Annotated in this window: 15 protein-coding genes, 1 tRNA gene and 4 pseudogenes; 3 read left to right on the plus strand and 17 right to left on the minus strand. The window is 42.6% G+C overall.

Annotated features, from left to right (window positions below; translation table 11 throughout):
* Window positions 1–5 precede the first annotated feature (5 nt).
* The 15 genes and pseudogenes from WDV75_RS19300 to WDV75_RS19360 all read right to left on the minus strand — a co-directional run bounded on the left by WDV75_RS19300 (window position 6) and on the right by WDV75_RS19360 (window position 14,403).
* Entirely contained in the window at window positions 6–1,271 is a 1,266-nt protein-coding gene (locus tag WDV75_RS19300) for an IS4 family transposase (RefSeq protein ID WP_338860325.1), read from the minus strand.
* A gap of 360 nt (window positions 1,272–1,631) precedes the next feature.
* Window positions 1,632–1,969 (minus strand): annotated as a pseudogene (locus tag WDV75_RS22230) (restriction endonuclease subunit M); the annotation flags it as partial.
* A gap of 112 nt (window positions 1,970–2,081) precedes the next feature.
* Window positions 2,082–2,399: pseudogene (locus WDV75_RS19305) on the minus strand (TA system toxin CbtA family protein).
* Between the two features lie 195 nt (window positions 2,400–2,594).
* The gene (locus tag WDV75_RS19310; RefSeq protein ID WP_273571000.1) at window positions 2,595–4,262 is read right to left on the minus strand and encodes a hypothetical protein; all 1,668 of its coding nucleotides are present in this window, start codon (window positions 4,260–4,262) and stop codon (window positions 2,595–2,597) included.
* Window positions 4,263–4,310: 48 nt separating this feature from the next.
* On the minus strand, window positions 4,311–5,408 hold the full coding sequence (locus tag WDV75_RS19315) for a DUF4297 domain-containing protein (RefSeq protein WP_273570999.1): 1,098 nt from the start codon (window positions 5,406–5,408) through the stop codon (window positions 4,311–4,313).
* Window positions 5,409–5,561: 153 nt separating this feature from the next.
* Window positions 5,562–6,594, minus strand: a pseudogene (locus WDV75_RS19320) (tyrosine-type recombinase/integrase); the annotation flags it as partial.
* Between the two features lie 700 nt (window positions 6,595–7,294).
* Window positions 7,295–7,582 carry a hypothetical protein gene (locus tag WDV75_RS19325; protein ID WP_338860326.1) on the minus strand — a complete coding sequence of 96 codons (288 nt, stop codon included), beginning with the start codon at window positions 7,580–7,582 and terminating at the stop codon, window positions 7,295–7,297.
* A 56-nt stretch (window positions 7,583–7,638) separates the two neighbouring features.
* Window positions 7,639–7,938 (minus strand): hypothetical protein, encoded by a 300-nt coding sequence (locus WDV75_RS19330; RefSeq protein WP_273570997.1) that lies wholly within the window; start codon window positions 7,936–7,938, stop codon window positions 7,639–7,641.
* A gap of 234 nt (window positions 7,939–8,172) precedes the next feature.
* A complete protein-coding gene (locus WDV75_RS19335; protein ID WP_273570996.1) occupies window positions 8,173–8,535 on the minus strand; it encodes a DUF7079 family protein in 363 nt (120 codons plus the stop codon).
* Window positions 8,520–9,299, minus strand: coding sequence for a hypothetical protein (locus tag WDV75_RS19340; RefSeq protein ID WP_273570995.1), 780 nt, complete (start codon window positions 9,297–9,299; stop codon window positions 8,520–8,522). Before WDV75_RS19340 ends, WDV75_RS19335 begins: the two co-directional genes overlap by 16 nt.
* A gap of 4 nt (window positions 9,300–9,303) precedes the next feature.
* Complete coding sequence (locus WDV75_RS19345) at window positions 9,304–9,858, minus strand: PAAR domain-containing protein (RefSeq protein ID WP_337927180.1); 555 nt, start codon at window positions 9,856–9,858, stop codon at window positions 9,304–9,306.
* Between the two features lie 586 nt (window positions 9,859–10,444).
* Window positions 10,445–11,667, minus strand: a pseudogene (locus tag WDV75_RS22235) (DNA primase family protein); the annotation flags it as partial.
* 27 nt (window positions 11,668–11,694) lie between these two features.
* Window positions 11,695–12,744 carry a toprim domain-containing protein gene (locus WDV75_RS22240; protein ID WP_420497546.1) on the minus strand — a complete coding sequence of 350 codons (1,050 nt, stop codon included), beginning with the start codon at window positions 12,742–12,744 and terminating at the stop codon, window positions 11,695–11,697.
* Between the two features lie 135 nt (window positions 12,745–12,879).
* Window positions 12,880–14,154 carry a tyrosine-type recombinase/integrase gene (locus WDV75_RS19355; protein WP_273570994.1) on the minus strand — a complete coding sequence of 425 codons (1,275 nt, stop codon included), beginning with the start codon at window positions 14,152–14,154 and terminating at the stop codon, window positions 12,880–12,882.
* A 164-nt stretch (window positions 14,155–14,318) separates the two neighbouring features.
* Window positions 14,319–14,403 (minus strand) — tRNA-Leu (locus WDV75_RS19360).
* A gap of 386 nt (window positions 14,404–14,789) precedes the next feature.
* Between WDV75_RS19360 and ampH the strand changes: the two genes are divergently transcribed.
* The gene (ampH, locus tag WDV75_RS19365) at window positions 14,790–15,995 is read left to right on the plus strand and encodes a D-alanyl-D-alanine-carboxypeptidase/endopeptidase AmpH (protein WP_273570993.1); all 1,206 of its coding nucleotides are present in this window, start codon (window positions 14,790–14,792) and stop codon (window positions 15,993–15,995) included.
* A 68-nt stretch (window positions 15,996–16,063) separates the two neighbouring features.
* Here ampH and lptG read toward each other — a convergent pair whose 3' ends face one another.
* Window positions 16,064–17,140, minus strand: a complete 1,077-nt coding sequence (gene lptG / locus WDV75_RS19370) for an LPS export ABC transporter permease LptG (RefSeq protein WP_273570992.1) — start codon at window positions 17,138–17,140, stop codon at window positions 16,064–16,066.
* Window positions 17,140–18,237 carry an LPS export ABC transporter permease LptF gene (lptF, locus tag WDV75_RS19375; RefSeq protein WP_189759780.1) on the minus strand — a complete coding sequence of 366 codons (1,098 nt, stop codon included), beginning with the start codon at window positions 18,235–18,237 and terminating at the stop codon, window positions 17,140–17,142. Before lptF ends, lptG begins: the two co-directional genes overlap by 1 nt.
* Before the next feature lie 280 nt (window positions 18,238–18,517).
* On the opposite strand from lptF, the gene pepA reads away from it, so the two are divergent.
* Window positions 18,518–20,026 carry a leucyl aminopeptidase gene (gene pepA, locus WDV75_RS19380; RefSeq protein ID WP_273570991.1) on the plus strand — a complete coding sequence of 503 codons (1,509 nt, stop codon included), beginning with the start codon at window positions 18,518–18,520 and terminating at the stop codon, window positions 20,024–20,026.
* A gap of 81 nt (window positions 20,027–20,107) precedes the next feature.
* Entirely contained in the window at window positions 20,108–20,569 is a 462-nt protein-coding gene (locus WDV75_RS19385) for a DNA polymerase III subunit chi (RefSeq protein ID WP_189759778.1), read from the plus strand.

The following is a 20,569-nucleotide window of genomic DNA, read 5'->3' on the forward strand; positions in this document are numbered from 1 at the left end:
GGATCTTAAGAATTAAGCCTTTCAAAACACGCATCCAATGTCTTGTTTTTGCATGATTTTCTTTGTTGCGTTTTACAGGCATTCCGAAATAAATATCCTCTCGCCTTTTCGAGAAGAAAGTCGGTTTCCGACCAGGCTCGTTGGAGCAAATTTTCTATTATCGGCCGTAACCATGTATCTGTATTTTGGGCGGCTTTAAGCAAAGCCACCTCTGGAAATAGTCGTCTTGCCATTGTTCGCCTGACCAGCAATGCGAGCAAACTTGACCAGATAAGCCCGGTGACTAACGACGCTTTTCGGGGGGTAAATCCTTGCCAGTTGGTGTGTGATTTCAATTCCTTGAATAACAATTCGACCTGCCAGCGGCAACGATAAATGTCCATGATGTTATTCGCGGTAAACTCCTCTGGCGGTAAGTTTGTCAGCCAAATGCAGAACCGTTTCTTTTCTGCAAACCAGCGACGGATGATCCGGAATTCATAGCCTTTTCTCCTACAACATAGGTCTAAGACTTCTGACCGGTTAGTTCTGCGGGTGACTTCTTTTAAGGTTTTTCCGGCCAGTTTTCGCAGTGGTTTCCCTTGTCCATTATGCGCGGCGACAATCTGAGAATTCAGAGATTTGCTTCCTCTGACAATAAATGAAGCGCCAAAATGGGAGAGTTGTTCAAAATAATCAAAATCCGGATATCCTGCATCCGCAAGCAAGAGTTGCCTCCGTAATGTTGCCGGCGCAGGCAAATAAGCCCGTTCAGACGCGGTATCCGCCGTCACCGCCATGCCCGTTGGTGTCTGGCTCAATAACGACATCGTCATATGGCATTCAATGGCGGCAGAGGTTGTTTTGAATCGAGAGGGGAAAACCTCCGCGAGAGCAGGATGCACGTTGAATGAACTGCCATCCTGCAAAATAACATTTTGAAATTGAGCTAATTTTTTAGGTATCGACACTTGTTTTTCAACCCATTGTGCCATGACAAACCTAACGATAATTTTTACAAATTCCTCAAAGGCCGGTTTACGTAACTGATTGTAAAACGGTCGGTAACTGACTTGTTGCTGAGCCTCAGGGCACAGGCCATTAAACTTCTGATGTAATTGGGCAATAGAGGTGATTTTACCTGTGCTGAGCGCTGCAATCAGGCTAAGAAGCAAGGTACGGGGTTCAATATTTCTAATGCGTTGGGTAAATCCACAGCCAAACGCTATCTTTTGCAAAGAAACGTCACTAAAAAATTGCATTAACTGGTGTTTTATAGCGATAATTGTCACAGGCTTCATCCGTGGTTTTGATATGAATTTGGCGACGATTATCAGATCATAAATGAAGCCTTTTTTCTATCTAAAATATACAGTTAATGCTTAAGATCTTGTCTATGAATATTAGCATAACAATCAACCCCGAATTAAATATAATAAAATCAGTTAATTATAATCAACTCCATTCATGAAAAACAATATTGCTTTCCTGAATATTTGCACTCTACAAGGGTCCGCTTTGGTACGAAGCGGGCTTTAAATCATAAGCTTACAATCTTCTTATTAAAGCCCTGCGACGATAACGGCTTAACTTGAGAAGTGTGATCAAACCGATAGGCAACAGAGAGGGGACTCATCCTCCCGAAGGCTCTATGCCCGCTGACTACGGACCTCTACATCTATTAAAGCTAGCATGCTTACGACAACATTAGATTACGCCAGATACTGCGAGCAATATTACGGGTGATGACTGTCATCGTTTTGTCCAGTGGTTGAAACAACCAGCAATCGAAGGAATGTTCCTGATGTATTGCTCAATACTTATCTACATTGCCATCGAGCGAAGGAAGGAAAATGAGAAAACTCATCAAGCTATTGGAACAAGATTTCTATCTGGTTTAACACGGCATCGGGTCCCTTCGCGATACGTTCAATATTGGTCGAGCAAGTTAGCTCATTATGATCGGTTAAACTTCAGTTTCTTTTTGCATGATATTTTGTCCGTAATAAACAAACGCGCCTGCAGGGAATAGCAGGCACATTTTGAAAGGAGTAAACACGGAAGAAATATTAAGGATGTAATTCGGGTGGCTGCTCGGAAATTCAGGGAATCGCGAGATTGCGGCTATGTCGCAACAAACCAGTTATTTGTCGCGCTCGCAGAATATCGACAGCCCGCAGGTATGGCGACTGCTCTTGCCAGCTGAATCCCCTGCGATCAATACGAACCAGCTCGTACTTTTCCACCAGAAAATTAACGGCATCGGCCAAAGAGATACCCGCATCGATATGTTCCTTAATAACAGTTTCATCACTGAATGGCGTGTCGTTCAGTGTCAGACCATAGTGCTGCTCCAGCAAGCGTGTCAGTAGCATTTACCAGACAATAATTGGTGACGGGCATGGTTTAGCCGTCCGCAAAGTGTAGTGATGTGATGGACGTCCCCTTTTTCAGTGGCAGTCGCGGCGCGGCCTGAATCCACCTTTTCACCTGCATTAAAAGCGCCTCCTTAAGCGGGCAGGCGTGGCGGGGAGAGAATTGCGCGCCAACCTGTTTCAACAATTAATCTCCATATCGCCATGTATTGGATATAAAAATTTTTCAACCTAAGATAATCAAATAAAAAGAAATACCTCTTCAAGGTCTTTTGCTTCTTCATACTCAGAAGATGTAAGTATTTTTCTTTCGTCCAGACGAATGACTTTTGCATCTTGTGAAAGAGTATCCAATGCACTATGTTGCATTGCACAAATAATATATTGTTTGTTCTCCGTAACCCCTCTAGTAATGGCCTCAACTATTTTATTATAGTTCTCGGTAGATTGTTCTTGTTGATTAGGGGTATCAATAACAAGAGGCGGAACAACTTCGCCACAATGCTCTGAAATATGCTCATATAAAGCCAAGTAATATCCTAAAATCGCTCTTGCATCTTCAGCAGCTCCCCCCACTTCATAAATTTTGTTATAATCAAGAGGGCTCTTTATAAAAGAAGCATCAATATTAACCCTCAATTTCGTTATATACTTAAAGAAAGTATCTGCAAAATTCTCTTTTATTTTATTTTTTTGTGCCTTTGTGACTAGATCTCTTTGCGTCTTTTTCAACCCCTGTTCTTTTACTTTTTTGGTTTCAAGATCAACCGATTTCTTTCCGACAATGACCTCGACTTGCTTGTCGACATTATTAGTTGTAAACTCGGAGAACTCCTTCGAATTGCTTTTTTCAAATGCCAATTGTACATTTGTTAATTTTTCTTTAAGCTCTAAAAGCCCTTTATTCAAACTAGTTAAATTATTTTGAAGAAGTGACTTTTCATTCAGTAATAAAGACAATTGTCTTTCGGCAGTTTCTTTGTCAATAAGAATGCTACTTCTGTGAGCTATTGAATTTTCGTGAATTGTTCCACATGTAGGACACTCAATGCTTCCTTCATTCATATTCTCAACAGAAAAGATGTAATCTTTGTCTAATTCGCTGATTATGGACTCAGCAAGTTTTAATTGCGAATCAAGGCCAACAATATCGATTTTTAAGTTAGAAGATTCTTCCAAGTTGAGTTTAATTAACTCTTCATATTTTAATATCTCACTAACCAAACTTTCAGAGTCGGCAGTGTAATCTTGCTGAGTAATATTGTTTTTTAAAATCGTAACGGCATTAGTTAATTCATTGATATTATTTTCAACTTCATTCACCTGCGCCTTAACTTCATAGATATCCTCTTCAATAGCAAAGTGCTCCTTAGAAATAAGGCCGCTATGAAAAGATATAACAGGCTTTGCCCACTTACTATACTGTTGCAAATTTGCAAAGGAATCCCATGCTTTCACCCATGTTCGTTTCTGGTCAATATAGAATGGCAAAAAATAATAAGCAGGAGGAGGGACCTCTAAATTAAAAGTGTCTTTTTTAGGCAATAAGACATCAAATTTGACTAACTCTGCAAATATCTTTGAAAAAGCATCTGTGATTTTATCATAAACCTTCAATAGTTGGCCGCTTTTGCGAAGGCTCATTTGATTTTTATAACGGTGAAGAGCGAATGACTCACCATCAATACTAAAGCTAATAATCGATGAGCAATCCAGTTCTTTCCAAACTTTGGAAAACAAAGGCTCACAACCAAATGACCAAAAAATCATTTTAGCTAACGTCGATTTACCAACGCTATTACCATCATTAGCTGTTATTAGAGTCAGATTCCTTCCGAACTCGAATTGCCTCGCGGATTTTGTTGAATGAGATATTATTATTATTTTCTCTAAGATTAATTTTCTCATGTAATTTTGCCCTTAAATTCCTAATCAACAATTTATAGTTTTTTTCCATTATATTTCACTCGATATAACTTCGTATATAATCGCTGCAACCAATGATCTTTCCGAGTCAAATAAAGATTTTGTTTTCTCTGGTATTTCATTGCTGAATCTTTCGAGTAAATCGTACATTATAGCACCACCTAACTCGCAACGGTTTTTAATAATGACTTCATGGATGCTCTTTCGGGCTTCAAGCATAGCTAATGAAGGAGATAAAACACGCAAAGAGTATGTATTAATCTCTTTTAATAGCTTAGCTTTTTCTAAACCACTAACAGTTAAGTCATCAATAATATATTTAGCGGCTTCAAGATCGACTTCTGAATTATCTCCAGATATACCTTTTGTTACTACCTTATGCAGGTCATCATAAGTTAATGCCTTTTTAACAAGCACTTCATCCCATTTTTCATAATCAAAAGTATCTTTGCCCCGAATTCTAAGTGCATCCATTAAAACCCTATAAATATCTTTTGGTTTCAAAAGATGTTTAGGAAATACGACTTCAACACTATCTGTAATTCTTGTTATCGTATGCTCATAATAACTCTGAAGTGGTATATCAGAATAAACAAACCTAATTATCCCCTTCGGAAAGGAAGCGAACTCATCGACCTCTTTATTTAGATGGTTTGTAATAGAAGTTAAATCACCGGAATTCAGATCAGACAACCCAATGGCTCTCAATTTTAATCCATCTTTAGGCGAAAAATTGAAACCTATTGTGCTCACGAAATTTAACTCAGTCACTTTCCCTAAATAACCTTTCTTATTAACGGAAGAGCATAATTTTCCTAAAAGAGAAGGTTTCTCACCCTTTTTCCCCTTATCTCTCTTAGTAAGCTTACTAATCGTATAACTACCAGAAGAGTTAGCTTTAACTTGGTTAAACTTAAATTTAACTTTTTCTTTATCGAGAGAATCAGCAATAATCACATCTTCATGATATTCCATGAATACAGCGAAGTCTTTAGCATCTTTGTATGCCGAAAAGGCCTGACATAAAGCCCAATGATATTGATATTCAAAACGGTCATAGGAGTCAGCGCCAGCGGACTCTCTCTGAGGTGATGCAAGTGGGTTATCCATTTCTATTTCGCTATCCATCACATTTCCTCGAACGTCTAATTCAATGCGTCAGTCAAAAAGATTATCAAGAAAAACTGGATTTGGAAGTAAAAAGAGAGCATTTATCAATCCAACTCACAGCAAATCTTCTGAAACTTTCATCAAGACCGCTAACTTACTGATGAAGAAGGGTCATAATTTATCAATCTGTGCAAACTCATATGGTGCGATCTGACATTGACTACAGCCATCAAGATAATCAGCCCACCACTGCACCATTAATCTACGTTCATCCAAATGCTCAGAAGTATGAAGATATGCCGCTCTCACATTATTGCGCTCTGTGTGACTCAACTGACGCTCAATAGCATCATCGCTCTCAATGCACTGTTTACCGTATTTTCACTCATAACCTTAGTTGCATCGTGATCCCCCGGGAACAGCAGCTCTTTATCACCACTAATCTGCTTAAGCTGCTGTAACAAAGTCATCGCCTGGCGACTAAGTGGAACTATATGTTCCTCTTTCATCTTCATGCCACGGTACGAGTAACGCACGCCCTTAATTTCTTCCCGTTTCGCAGGTACACGCCAAAGAGATTTATCAAAGTCGAATTCATCCCAACGCACGAAACGTAACTCACTTGGACGCACAAAAGTGAGTAATGAAAGCTCAACCGCGATCCGTGTCATCACGCGGCCACGATATGCCGCAAGATGTGCGAGAAACTCAGGGAACCGGCTAGAGGATAGAGCTGGATAGTGTCGCGCTTTGGTTGTCGATAAAGCACCTGCCATATTACTGGCTGGATTAGAGTCGATGTAATCTTCTGCACGGCATAACGCATAATGGCCGTGACGCGCTGTTGCAGGCGCTGAGCAACGTCGTGTTTACCACTGGCATCAACTTTTTTAATAGGGGCTAACAGGTGGCTGGTTTTGAGCTGGCGAATGTCGGACGAACCGATATGAGGGAAGATATAAAGCTCAAGATAGCGTAGAACGCGCGATCGGTGGTCTTCACTCCAGCGCTTGTTACTGGCATGCCATTCACGAGCGATAGTTTCGAAAGTATATGCCCCCGAATTCTCAGCTTGAGCTTCTTTCTGTTCGGCTTTTGGATCGATGCCCTGTACTAAGAGCTTTTTAGCTTCATCGCGCTTTGCTCTTGCCTGAGCAAGCGTCACAGTAGGCCAAACACCAAAAGATCTATCACACCGATCTTCTATACGTTTGATATGGAGAAAGGGTAAGTTAGAAATATATTCATAATTTTTACTATCATAAATAGCTATTCCGCGATACTCCTCTTGCTGGAACCGCTGGTAATTGGATGTATCCCACCATATTGCTGGAACAACATCGACCTCTCTTGGTAGAGAGCCACCTGTGATTTTAAGGGATTTAGCTCCTGATCTATCTCCCCTTGCCGCTGGGAATGCGGCATCCAAGACATCAGCAGCTTTATTACGTAGTGTTCTGAGTACATCGAGTGCTGATCTAGTCGCTGCCGGATAGCTTGATGCTTTTATACCTTCTCGGTCAACCAGCAGTAATGCTTCATCAATAGTGATCAAATCAACATCACTCACGCCTTTGATATGAATATTGAGAGGTACAGAACCTTGCAGGTGGAATGATGCATTAATTCTTTCTTTAGAAAGCCCTGACTTGAGCTGATTTTCAACTCGTTCAGCAGTCTCATAGCAGATTCTAGTATAATTAAGATCCACTTCCTGCATAGCTCCTAGGGCATAGCGTGTTGCTGAATCGAGCTTTCCTCGTGTTTCCCACTTTTCAGTAAAAGCAGCTTTATTCAGATTAGCTGTAATACTCTCAAAAGCTGCGATACTCTCAGCAGAGTCATAAGTCGCAGTATAAGATCGGGGTAATTTACGGCGCTCGCTAAGCCGCTTAATCTTCTGACTATAATCCGCCATTTTTGTTTTTTCTCCTCAAAGTCATGGTACCGTATGTATTTCTCCCTCTACCATTGAAATACTCTCCTATGGCAGAATTAAGATCCTCAGAAAACTCAAGATCCACAAATCCCACATGAGACTGCATCTCATCATTACCCGCCAATGGTCTGTTGGTATAGTTGTAAAGCAGGCGGTAACTGATACCCTGATCGTTAATCACGGATGCAGTAATACTATCAGACTGCGAGGTGTTCGTTGTCTGCCGGATGCGTACTTTATCCCAAGTTTGCACTATGCGAATGACTCCTTTCCACTCGCATATACGCTCTTCAGGGTGAAGTGTCTTACCTATACCTCCCACTCACCACTAAGGTTCGGCATGCTGATAAGCTGACCAACAAAAGGGCGTTTCCAAAGGTACTTGTTTAGAACATGGTATAGCAGAAAATAAATCATTCCTGCACCAGCAAGCGATAAGACAGACGGCGGTAATGTGGCATCGATTCCCCACCACAATTGCGACAGGTCAACCAGTTTGAGGAGGAAGTAAATAGTAAAAGCAGATAGCACTGAGGCAGCAATGGACAATATACGCCCCATATTGCTGCGACTAAAACCATCAATGACGATATATTCATGATGCTTCATGGGACTTCCTACTATAATCTATAGATATTTAATGAGTTATATGTATGTTATCGTGCTGGTGTGACTAACATAGTAACTCACAAAATTCTTATATTTTGACTAAGCTATATGTTTAAGTGTCTTGTGCAAACATATTAATAATGTTTACCGTGATGCAGCGTAAGATAGTAGTTGATTTTAATTTATTAATCATATAATTATATAATTTTTATACGAAAAGTTTTCACTTTCTGCTTAAAAATGACTTGTCAATTTTTTCTTCAAATGTTGCCACTCTTTTTTAAGATACCAGCGTAAAAAACACCACCTAATATTTACTTGCATTTTTCCTATCATCCCTGCTGCCATCTGTTTTCTCCGTAATTCCTGAATATCCTCCCAAAGTTGCTCACGTTCAAAAAAAATCCATACAGGGGGTGTGGGTGTAAAACCATTGGTATAACACACCGGAGCTACCCACTCGAAAAGAACCATTTCAACATGTTCAAGAGGGAAATTTTTCGCTACAGAAGCGATATACTCATAATCCACTTCATTATCTACAAAGATACTAGATAGCGCTTCACATAAATCTATATCAGTTAGTTGATTGCCCAACGGGTAAATTCCTCTATTTCTTCATCTAAAGTATCAGCAACCACCGAACCAACAATTGCCCCTGCTGCGCTACCCACTAATACCAGAACAACAGCACAGACAGGAGCACCAGGCCCACATACCGGAGATACAGCTAAACCAGCAAGTGCTCCACCAGCAGCACCGCCTCCAATTTGTATTCCTTGTTTAACCGCTTCTTTAGGTTTATTTTCAGCATTCAATATTTCATGTGTTGCCAATACTGCCGTAAAGATAATTCCAACTTTTCCTATAACCTTTAATCGTTTATTTGCCGTTGTGAATTTAGGGTTATCTCTTGCTGAGGCTTCTATGATCTCATAGTAAATTGTACTTTTTTGATCTGGAGTAAGGCTACCAAATACTTTTCCAAATTTTTTCTGAGAATATTTATCAATAAGTTTTTCAAAAGATGGAGGTGTTTTTTTATGTCTCTCAGCAAAGGCCAACCCTTGTGCTGACGTGAATTTTCTATGCTCTGCCATAATTTGGTTACGCATTTCGTAACAAAATTCAGCGGCTTCTTTCACTGATATTTTTTTTGTATTCACCATCTGCTTAATTTCAGAAACCGTTCTTTTAATATTTGAAGTATAGCTTTGTCTGACATTAGCATCGTTAATTACATCGGTAGAAAATTTAATTGAAGCACCTTCTAACGCTGCCACTGCCTTATCTAAAATAGGATCTTCAATAGGATGTTCTTGCTTTCCTACATAAGTCCCTTCTACCACTTCATATGCCATGATTTCACCCAATAATTTTATTTAATAAGATTTCTGTCAAACTTTGTGGAGAACTTTCTTTTTCAAAATGTTCTATTTCAAGTTTTACACACTTATGGCCTGTTATTGATGTAAACATGACTTTATTTTCTTGGTTAAATTCACCATTAAGAATTGAGCCATCATCAAGCGTCGCAATACATTTTATGCCGCAATAATCAATTTCAGGGGAAACACTAAAACCAATCCATTTTTTGGTTTCTGAGAGTAATTCCTGTGTTTCTGTCTTTCCAGGAGAGAGGACTGTATTTTGGTAACTATCTGGAATAGAGTGAATAAGATTTGCTCCGCAAGGGCAAGTGCTCTGGCTATCTAACGTTCCAGCCAGTTTAGTTCCCATATCAAAAAAGCAATTCACACCACCTACGATAGAAAAATTACCCGAATGATTTCCACAAGTAACAAGAGATCCTTCTGTTGCAGCCTGTCGCCCATAAAACGTGATGTTGCTGATTCCTGTAAGGATTATTCCTCCACAACTTGTTTTATCTCCTACAGTCAAAAAGTGTCCTATAGCCATACTCCTTTCTCCCTATGCCGATACAATTTTACTGATAGAACAATTTATAATCTCCATGATATACCAGAAAATTTTAAGCATTCCACTATGAGCAAAGATCATTCAATAAAAATGTGACAAATGTCATTTCCAATCCAAAATCAAGTGATTACCTACCTTAAATTTAACGTAGTTCAATAGCTTAAAACCACACTGACGCGCTACGCTTTTCTTCTCCGTGTTACCAGGCTAATAAATTAACCCAGTAACACGGAGAGCTGAAAGATCACCTGCCAGAGAAAAAATTTTTATCTACCCCCCTATTAAAGAATTAGTAATAAAACTGTTCACCCTGTTCACCTTTAAATATTTTTATTTAAGTTCATACTATTAAGTGGTGATGACTTGAAATCAAACTCATCACCACTCTTCACCCAACCGTTCACCTTGAACCGGAAAATAAGGTGAACAGTGATGAATAGTTGTGAACAGTTTTAAAATAACTATTCACCCTGTAATGTTTTGATATATCTGATTTAAATTATAGGGTGAATAGTGGTGAACACTTTTTTATATTTCTTTGGAAAACGATTATAATCAGAAGAAATTATTCTTCTGGCAGGCTATCCTTTGTCAGTTTCGGCATCCATTCGATAGCAGCATCAATATCTAGGCTCAGATTGCTACGAATACCTTGTTTGCTTTTCTTGCGCAGGTAATGCTGACCGTACTCCACCAGTGCGCCCGGCATATCCATACCAAAACGAGTTACAGAAACAGGTTTATTCAGGTTATTACCTTTCATATAAGCAAGGTAGGCGTGATAAAGATATTTACGGGGATTGAACGGCATAATTTCTGCATTGCCGATTAACAAACCGTCAGTTTCATGGGAAGCTATAAGATAACCGCAGAAATCGACCAGTGAATCTGTGCCACGCTTAATATCCAGCGCTTCTGCTGATTTCTGTTGCTCTGCCAATAAGTGCCTTGCAGCTTGTGGATCATCGAACCGATGCAACAAATGCCGGATAATAACAGGCAATTCTGCCGCGATTTTATCCCGTAGGAGTGGATCACGCTCGTTTTCTGGCACAACTTCGGAAAAGTTGAAAATCACACGGCGGCGCGATACTCCACCACTGCGATCACTGAAACTCATGGCATTATTGTTTACTGCCAATACCACCGCTGGAATACGAGTTGAATAGGGCTGTTTGTGCTTCGGATCGATAGCAACTTCATCACCACCCGTGATTGCCTTGGTGCCGGAACCATCGCCCACATAGCGAGTTTGGTCTGGCAGGATAATCAGCGAATAACCGACAATCAACGCCCGTTCCCGTGAGTTTTCCAGTGCTGCCAGCACTCTATTTGTTTTATTTTCACAGTTGGCTGTTGCCTGATTGAGCCAGCGCCAGAACTGTGGCGCGTGATCTTGCAGGATTTCCCCCGAAATAGGGGAATTAAATTCAACGTCATTGGCAAGCAATAACCAGTCATTTTTGCGATGAGGCCGAAACTGGCTAGTTTTCAGGTCAAATACGCCGTTACTGAATCCGATTAAGTGGCGTTTTGGTGGTTGCATCATGGGAAGCTGTAATTTCAGGGCATCCACGGCAGAGCTGATACCATGTGGTAAGTACGGTAGTTTCTCTTCCATAAAAGCAGCGACCATTTCCCGTTTTAAATCGCGTCACTGACTGGACGCCAGACAATGCCGTCATAGTGATGTACGGTTTCCGAAGCGCCATCCAATGCTAAATCTCCATCATAGCGCGTCAATAATACTTCTCCGCGTTGGCTGGCTCCCATCTGACATAATGTCAGCTTTGAAGGTTCGGTATCATTATTAAGCTAAACGGCTGCTTTTTTCTTGATTAGTGTTGGTTGATAAAGCTCCTGAGTAAAGGCTTTCCGTGCTATTCCCACTCCATGTTGCTGGCGATAATCGTCCCAGTCGGTTTTGTACTCAGTTGGTGGTAACGTTACCCATCCATTGATCGCTTTGGCGGCCTTTTCTGCCGCAATTTTGCCAACATTCTTTTTCGGTTTACCGTTCTTATCCAACTCATCGGGAAGATACCAATCATTATCTGCGGCAATAATGATTTTCGTATCAGGCCAGTGTTCCCGGACTGATTGAGCTACAGAGAGCAAATTACCTGCATCTATTGCAGCCAGAACGGTGCCTTGATGTAATTGGCTAACGGTCAATGCCGTGGCGTAACCTTCGGTAATGATCACTGTGCCTGGATGTTCTCCCAACTTTGATAATGCAATAAAAGCACTTTTCTTTTGGCTACCAGACAGTAATTTCTTTGTTCCATCCAGTTTGATGATCTGCGCACCTGTAACTTTTTTATCCAGTGTTACCAATGGCAATAATAACGAACCATCTTTCAGTAATCGCTGGTTAGAACAATGCAATCCTTTTGCAGTCAAATAGGGCGATTCTCCGGCGACAGTTAGCGTCATTAGTGCCGCTACTTTTTCGGCAATTGGCTGTGTTGTTTGAATGGTTTCTTTGGCTGGTTTGGATTCTGGCAAAGGCAGCGCCAGCACGTTAGCCACAACTTTAGCAGCTTCCGTAATCGAGATCCTGTTGGTTTTTGCCACTAAATCCAGTCCATCGCCATAGTTTGGAGCGTCACACTGGCGGCAATGCCAGTTGCCGTTATGGTGATCATCAATAAAGTGAAAACGGTCAGTTCCGCCGCAAATAGGACAGGTGCCATGTTTGCCTTTTGCGGGAATATCAACACCACAGGCAGGTAGAAGATTTTCCCAATGATACATAGCAGATTTTTTCACGGATTGGATTAGGTCGAGCGGTTTTTGTCTGCCTGTTTTATCTGAATATGTAAATTTAGGGTGAGTTTGGGTATGCTGTATATCAGCCATCATCGTTACTCCTAATAACGGTCATTGGTTAGACGCCTCAGATGTGTATCAGCACACTGGGGCGTTGTTTTTTTATGTCATTCTTTTATGCAATATGTAATTGGTTATCCCATAAGTAAAAAATTTTCGTTGATCGAGCTACTGATTTTTTCTATCACGAAACGGTTTGGCAAAATCATAAGGAGTTACAAATTGCTCCTTGTTAGCATCTAGGTAATCCGCCCACCATTGCACCATCAGCCGCCGTTCATCCAAATGTTTGGATGTGTGAATATACGCCGCCCGGACATTATTTCTTTCTATATGGCTTAGCTGGCGCTCGATTGCGTCATCACTCCACAGGCCAGATTCGCCCATTGCTCCGCGTGCCATTGTGCGAAATCCGTGTCCGCAAACTTCTGTTTTGGTGTCATAGCCCATCGCTCGCAACGCATTATTAACGGTGTTTTCACTCATCACTTTCTTTGGATCGTGATCACCGGGAAACATTACCTCACTCTCTCCGCTCAGTCTGTGTAAGGTTTCGATAAGCGAAATAGCCTGATGGCTCAACGGTACAATGTGTTCTGTTTTCATTTTCATACCACGTTGAGAATGCTTAACACCATCAATGGGTTTTCGTGTCGCTGGTATATGCCAGACAGCCCTTTTAAGATCGATTTCTTCCCAACGGGCGAATCTCATTTCACTGGAACGAACAAATGTTAATAAAGTCAGTTCTACTGCAATTTTGGTCAGCAAGCGCCCGCGATAACAGGAAAGACGAGCCAAAAATTCAGGCAGACGTTCATGAGGCAATGCAGGGTGATGTTTGGGTTTTACTATGGTGAGAGTGCCCGCCATATCATTGGCAGGGCTATATTCAAGAATGTCATTTTGAACTGCGTAACGCATAATGGCAGCTACACGCTGTTGTAATCTCTGGGCTATATCATGTTTACCATCAGTATCAACGGCTTGGATTGGTGCCAACAGTTGACTGGTTCGTAAAGCGCGAATATCGAGAGTACCAATATAAGGGAAAATGTATTGTTCAAAACTTCGCATAATCCGGTCTCGATGGTCTTCACTCCACCGTTTATTGCTGGCGTGCCATTCACGGGCGATCCGTTCAAAAGTATATGCCCCCTTTGATTCGGCTTGTGCGTCTTTTTTCTCTGCTTTGGGATCAATCCCTTGAGCGAGCAATTTTTTAGCTTCATCCCGTTTAGCGCGAGCATCAGCTAATGAAACGGCAGGATAAACACCAAAGGCCAACCGATCTTCTTTTTTGTCGGTGGGACGGTGATACTTCATGCGCCAGTATTTAGAACCGCGCGGCGTGATTTCGAGATATAAGCCAGCGCCATCCGCTAATTTATAGGATTTCTCTTTAGGTTTCGCAGTCTCGATTTGTCGGGCGTTTAGTTTCATTTTTGGGGCACATTTAAAATCGAAGTGTCGGTGCCCCAAATTATGCCCCTTGCTGCGTGTTGATTGCAACAGACCACAATAGACATCAAAATAACAAACTTTATTGATTTATTGGAGTTTTTTGGGAGTTTGTAGACTTGGGTAGACGTTAGGAAACTAACGAATGGTGCCGAAGGCCGGACTCGAACCGGCACACCCGAAGGCGGTTGATTTTGAATCAACTGCGTCTACCGATTTCGCCACTTCGGCACTGAAATGATTCGGAGAACGGGGGCCATTATACCTGTCAGAAGCGCATTCGCAACACTTATCCTTTCGATTTTGTTCAAGTGACGAAAAAAGAATCGCTTATTCTATTTTTTCACCAGATTTTACCAGCAACACGTAAAAACCAAACCGCTATTCCACCAATTCCTCCTCACACAATTCTTTTCAGCCAATAGACAACCTCTAAACTCCTTATATAATTCAAAACAATACACTGCTATGAGGTAAATTATCATGACTATTATCAGTTGGATTTTTACAGGTATCCTGTTAGGTATCGTTATTGGTGCCATTATGGCGATATTTAAGAAAAACAAATAACAGCTTTATTCTTCCACTTGAATGCCCCCTGATTGGTTAATCCAAAAATGAAAAAACGGCTATATAAACTGTGTGCAGTTTCCGTCATGACATGGGCGATTTCAGCTTGTGCAGATTCTGGTTATTCACACCAGAAAAAATTTCAGCAATCTAATGCGCAACCAGCAAAATGGGAAGTGTTCGAGAGTAATGACAAGATTAAGAACATAGCTACGGCATTGGTCAATCAGTATTCCCAATCCATCTTTGCAGAAGGCAATCCTTTGGGAATGGCGATGGTGGTGATCGATAATAATCAGATTATCCATCGCAGTTTTGGAGAAACCTATCCAGGCAGCGGTATTAAGCCACACCAAGACTCTTTAATTCGTATTGCTTCTATTACCAAATTGATGACCAGCGAGATCATGGTTAAGTTGGCACAAAAGAAACGTCTCAAGATCACTGATCCGTTGCAGAAATACACTCATTACGGTGTCCATGTGCCGGATTATGACGCTAACCAACCAATCCGGTTATATCATCTGGCGAGCCATACCAGCGGGTTACCACGGGAACAGCCTGGTGGAAAATGGGGGCGCCCTGTATTTATTTGGCCAACCCAATCGAACCGCTGGACCTGGCTGAACACCGCAGGAATAGATGCTGCGCCTGGCACGACAGCTTCGTATTCCAATCTGGCCTATGATTTATTAGCTGATGCCCTTGCTAAAGCAACAGGAAAACCCTATTCCCGTCTGCTGCAAGAGGAAATTACCCACCCTTATCGCATGAAAGATACAACACTGACGCCCACACCATCCCAATGCGCCCGTTTGATGGCTGGAATTAAATCCAGCCCTTGCGTAAACACCATTGCCGCCGCGGGCAGTGGCGGGATTTATTCTACTCCCGCAGATATGCAGCGCTGGATGCAACAGTTTTTATCTTCCCATAATCAGTTAAGGAAACAGACTGCCAGTCGTGAGCAAGGTATCTACTTTAAGCGTGCCGATCTGAAATCAATCAAAGGAATGGATGTTGCAGGCTTGGCGGATGGTATAGGGCTTGGCTGGGTATATATGGATGCCAAAGGTATTTATCAGAAAACAGGCGGTGGCGGTGGATTTAATACCTATATGGCAATGATCCCTGAAAACAATATCGGCGTATTTGTGGTAATGACACGCAAAGAGCAAAGCAAATTTAGTCGTGTGACGAGTGGAGTTAATGAATTAGTTGCAGCATTAGCGAGCAATCATAAGCAAATTTAGTTTTACAAGAAATCGCCTCCACTTTTGAAGGTGGAGGCGACGGATAAGTTTGCTGAGATATCAGATTATTATTTTCTATATAAAAGTAAGTAAACACTTACTGAAAAAAACAACAGACTTGGCAACAGTGCCCCTAATATCGGCGGCATACTATAAACCAAACTAAGCGGGCCGAATATTTCATTCAAAACATAAAACACAAAGCCCATACTGATCCCCACCACAACCCTGAATCCCATCGGTACGCTACGCAGTGGCCCGAAGATAAAGGAAAGTGCCATCAGCATCATCACCGCAACCGATAAAGGTGCAAAGATTTTCTTCCACATATTAAGCTGGTAACGTCCGGCATCCTGTTGGCCCTGTTGCAGGTAAGTAATGTATTGATGCAGGCCGCGTATAGAAAGCGCTTCAGGATCAAGAGAAACGACGCCTAACTTTTCTGGTGTCAGCCGACTTTTCCAGTCCGCAGAAATACGCTGTGACCCCGTGATCCGCCCATCTTGGGTTAAATCGGATTCTTCAACCTGAGATAACTTCCATTGATGGTTATCTTTGTCATACACCGCAGAAGCCGCATACCTGATGGATAACAATTTTTTGTTGTCATCAACATGATAGATGTTGACGCCATTTAAAGCGTTATCCTTCCCGACACTCTGGATATAGACAAAATCATAGCCATCTTTCGCCCAAAGTCCTTTGGTCGTGGACATCAATGAGCCACCATACATTTTTTGCGAGCGATAATTACGGGCAAGCTGCTCTCCTTGCGGAGCAACCCATTCGCCAATCACCATTGTCAGCAAGACCAGCGGGATAGCGGTTTTCATGACTGATCCCGCCACTTGCAGGCGGGTAAAGCCAGAGGCCTGCATAACCACCAGCTCACTACGTGTTGCTAGTGCTCCCAAGCCCAATAAAGCCCCAAGCAGAGCAGCCATTGGGAAGAAGATCTGAATATCTTTGGGAATGCTCAGCAGGGTATAAATACCAGCGGAAAATGCAGTATATTCCCCCTGCCCGACTTTGCGGAGCTGATCGACAAATTTAATAATGCCGGAAAGCGATACCAGCATAAATAAAGTCATCAGGATGGTTTGCAGGATGGTCCGGCCAATATATCTATCCAATACCCCAAACATTATGACGCTCCTTGAATCTTAAAGCGTGAACGTAGTTTGCGCATGGGTACGGTATCCCACAAATTAATCGTCATAGCCAACGCAAAATACACTCCGTTGACCAACCACATCCAGAACAGAGGATCAAGTTTACCTTTACTGCCATTGGAATGCAGGGAGCTTTGCAACAGGAAGAAAATCAGGTAGAGCAACATGGCTGGCAACATACTGAGTATCCGCCCCTGACGCGGATTCACGACACTTAACGGCACTACCATCAACGCCATGATCAGCACCGAAGCGACCAACGTCAGGCGCCAGTGAAATTCTGCGCGGGAGTCATTGTCGGTGTCATGCCAAAGCTGTTCAATCGATTTTTGTTCAACTTTGTTATCGATATCTGCCTTTTGGTGTCCAATCACAGCCTGATAATTAGTGAACTCAGTAATGCGGAAATCACGCAATAATGCCGTACCTTCATAGCGCATTCCTTGATGGAGTACTGCCACCTGATTTCCATTCGGGCGTTCTTCCATATGTCCGCCATCTGCAATGACCACAGAAGGACGCTGATCATTCGCTGGGCGGAGCTGGGCCAGGAACACATTTTCAAAAGAATTGCCCTTCACATTACCGATATACAGCACCATGTTGCCATCACGTGAAGGCTTAAACCGCCCTTCCATGATCGCCGCAAGGCTTGGATTGGCTTTTGCATCCGCCAGGACTTGCGCTTTATATTTGGCAGACCACGGCGTGATCCAGATAACGTTAGCTGCCGCCAACGCTGATGTGAATAGAGCCAGAATAAGGGCTGATTTCACCAATACACTCTTGCCCAATCCGCAGGCATGCATGACGGTGATTTCACTTTCGGTATAGAGTTTGCTAAACGTCATTAATACCCCAAGAAATAAACTCAGGGGCAAAATAAGCTGCGCCATCTCTGGCACACCTAAACCTAACAACGATAAAACCAAATTTGCGGGAATATTCCCTTCTACCGCCGTACCCAATACTTCAACTAATTTCTGGCTGAAAAAGATCAGCGATAAGATGAACAGTATTGCGATTTGGCTTTTCAGGGTTTCCCGTACTAGATATCTAATGATGATCACGCTTATTACGCCTGTGAAAACTTGTCTTTTTGCAGGAAAGTCGCTAACTTCGTCGTATATCTACCATTTATATGAATCAGTTTGGCTTCCCCATCGCTAAAATGATACCAAAGCATTCCATATATTGGTTCCCAATTAGAACATAGTTATCGTTATCTAAGTATCAAAAAATAATATGCTTAGCTTAACATAACCGTTAATTTTCTTTGGGATGAATGAATGCGGAACGCGGTATTTTAGCGATTGTATCCGTCTTTGTCTTTAAGATTCAGGAGAACGCATGGAGTTTAGTGTAAAGAGCGGTAGCCCGGAGAAACAGCGCAGTGCCTGTATTATTGTCGGCGTGTTTGAACCCCGCCGTCTTTCCCCTATCGCAGAGCAACTTGACAAAATAAGTAATGGCTATATCAGTGCCTTATTGCGCCGTGGTGAACTTGAAGGCAAGGTAGGTCAAACCTTGTTGCTACATCATGTTCCAAATGTACTGTCAGAGCGTATTTTGCTGGTAGGCTGTGGGAAAGAACGTGAACTGGATGAGCGCCAGTATAAGCAAATTATCCAGAAAACGATCAATACCCTCAACGAAACCGGCTCAATGGAAGCAGTTTGTTTCTTGACAGAGCTGCATGTGAAGGCACGCAATAATTACTGGAAAGTACGTCAGGCGGTCGAAACAGCCAAAGAGTCATTGTATGTTTTTGATCAGCTCAAAAGCAGCAAAAATGAGCTACGTCGCCCGCTGCGTAAAATGGTGTTCAATGTACCGACCCGCCGCGAATTGACCAGCGGTGAACGCGCTATTCAGCATGGTCTTGCCATTGCATCGGGTATCAAGGCGGCGAAAGATCTCGCCAATATGCCACCCAATATCTGTAATGCTGCGTATTTGGCATCACAGGCGCGCCAGCTTGCTGACAACGTGGCTAATCTGACCACCAAAGTTATTGGTGAAGAACAGATGAAAGAGCTGGGTATGAATTCTTATCTGGCGGTTGGTCAGGGTTCGCAGAATGAATCTTTGATGGCCATTATGGAATATAAAGGCAGCGCAGACGCCAATGCGAAACCGATCGTATTGGTGGGTAAAGGGCTGACATTTGATTCCGGTGGCATCTCGATCAAACCAGCTGAAGGTATGGATGAGATGAAATATGATATGTGCGGTGCAGCTTCCGTCTATGGCGCCATGCGTGTTGTTGCCGAACTGCAATTGCCAATCAATGTCATCGGTGTCCTGGCGGGTTGTGAAAATATGCCTGGCGGACGCGCCTATCGCCCTGGAGACATTTTGACTACTATGTCCGGCCAGACCGTTGAAGTGACAAACACCGATGCGGAAGGTCGTCTGGTACTGTGCGATGCGCTGACTTATGTTGAGCGTTTTGAACCAGAATCAGTCATCGATGTCGCCACCTTGACCGGCGCTTGTGTTATCGCACTGGGCGGTCACTATACTGGCCTGATGTCCAACCATAATCCCCTGGCGCATGAACTGCTGAATGCTTCAGAGCAAGCGGGCGATCGTGCATGGCGTCTGCCGTTGGCTGATGAGTATACCGAACAGTTAGAATCCAATTTTGCGGATATGGTAAACTCGTGCGGACGCTCTGGTGGTGCCATTACCGCAGGTGCTTTCCTGTCCCGTTTTGTCAGCAAATACCACTGGGCACATCTGGATATCGCAGGTACAGCATGGCGTTCAGGTAAAGCGAAAGGGGCAACTGGCCGTCCGGTTGCGCTCCTGTCACAATTCCTGTTAAATCGTTCAGGTTTAAATTCTGATGATTAATGCGCCTGCCGCTTAATGGCATTAAGGGTATTGCAACTGCAATACCCTTACTGTTTCCAGTAACCTTGCAACCAAGAAACTATGAAAAACGCCACCTTCTATTTATTAGAAAAGCTGTTATCGGAACAATCATCGTCAGATGATCTACAACCACATGAATGGCTGGCATGTCAGCTTGCTGCTGATCAATGGCGTGCAGGGAAACGGGTTCTGATTGCTTGTGAAAGCCAGCAACAAGCCGAAAAATTAGACGAAGCATTATGGCAGAGAGAGCCGAGCCAATTTGTACCGCACAATCTTGCCGGCGAAGGCCCTCGATACGGTGCTCCCGTAGAGTTATGCTGGCCACAAAAAAGAGGCAATGTCCCCCGCGATGTGTTAGTAACACTGCTTCCTCATTTTGCAGACTTTGCCACAGCTTTCCATGAAGTGATAGACTTCGTTCCTATTGATGAAAATCTGAAACAGTTAGCGCGCGAACGATATAAATCCTATCGTAGCGTCGGCTTTAATTTGACCATGGCAACCCCGCCAACCTATTAA

The organism is Xenorhabdus griffiniae, assembly GCF_037265215.1.
Lineage (GTDB): Bacteria > Pseudomonadota > Gammaproteobacteria > Enterobacterales > Enterobacteriaceae > Xenorhabdus > Xenorhabdus griffiniae.

Bases quoted from the DNA above. Each gene is read 5' to 3' on its own strand.
- WDV75_RS19340 (WP_273570995.1), bottom strand. From the start codon at position 9,299: ATGGCATATGAAGTGGTAGAAGGGACTTATGTAGGAAAGCAAGAACAT.
- WDV75_RS19315 (WP_273570999.1), bottom strand. From the start codon at position 5,408: ATGGATAGCGAAATAGAAATGGATAACCCACTTGCATCACCTCAGAGA.
- WDV75_RS19355 (WP_273570994.1), bottom strand. From the start codon at position 14,154: ATGAAACTAAACGCCCGACAAATCGAGACTGCGAAACCTAAAGAGAAA.
- WDV75_RS19345 (WP_337927180.1), bottom strand. From the start codon at position 9,858: ATGGCTATAGGACACTTTTTGACTGTAGGAGATAAAACAAGTTGTGGA.
- WDV75_RS19330 (WP_273570997.1), bottom strand. From the start codon at position 7,938: ATGAAGCATCATGAATATATCGTCATTGATGGTTTTAGTCGCAGCAAT.
- WDV75_RS19310 (WP_273571000.1), bottom strand. From the start codon at position 4,262: ATGAGAAAATTAATCTTAGAGAAAATAATAATAATATCTCATTCAACA.
- WDV75_RS19385 (WP_189759778.1), top strand. From the start codon at position 20,108: ATGAAAAACGCCACCTTCTATTTATTAGAAAAGCTGTTATCGGAACAA.
- lptG (WP_273570992.1), bottom strand. From the start codon at position 17,140: ATGTTTGGGGTATTGGATAGATATATTGGCCGGACCATCCTGCAAACC.
- WDV75_RS22240 (WP_420497546.1), bottom strand. From the start codon at position 12,744: ATGATGGCTGATATACAGCATACCCAAACTCACCCTAAATTTACATAT.
- pepA (WP_273570991.1), top strand. From the start codon at position 18,518: ATGGAGTTTAGTGTAAAGAGCGGTAGCCCGGAGAAACAGCGCAGTGCC.
- ampH (WP_273570993.1), top strand. From the start codon at position 14,790: ATGAAAAAACGGCTATATAAACTGTGTGCAGTTTCCGTCATGACATGG.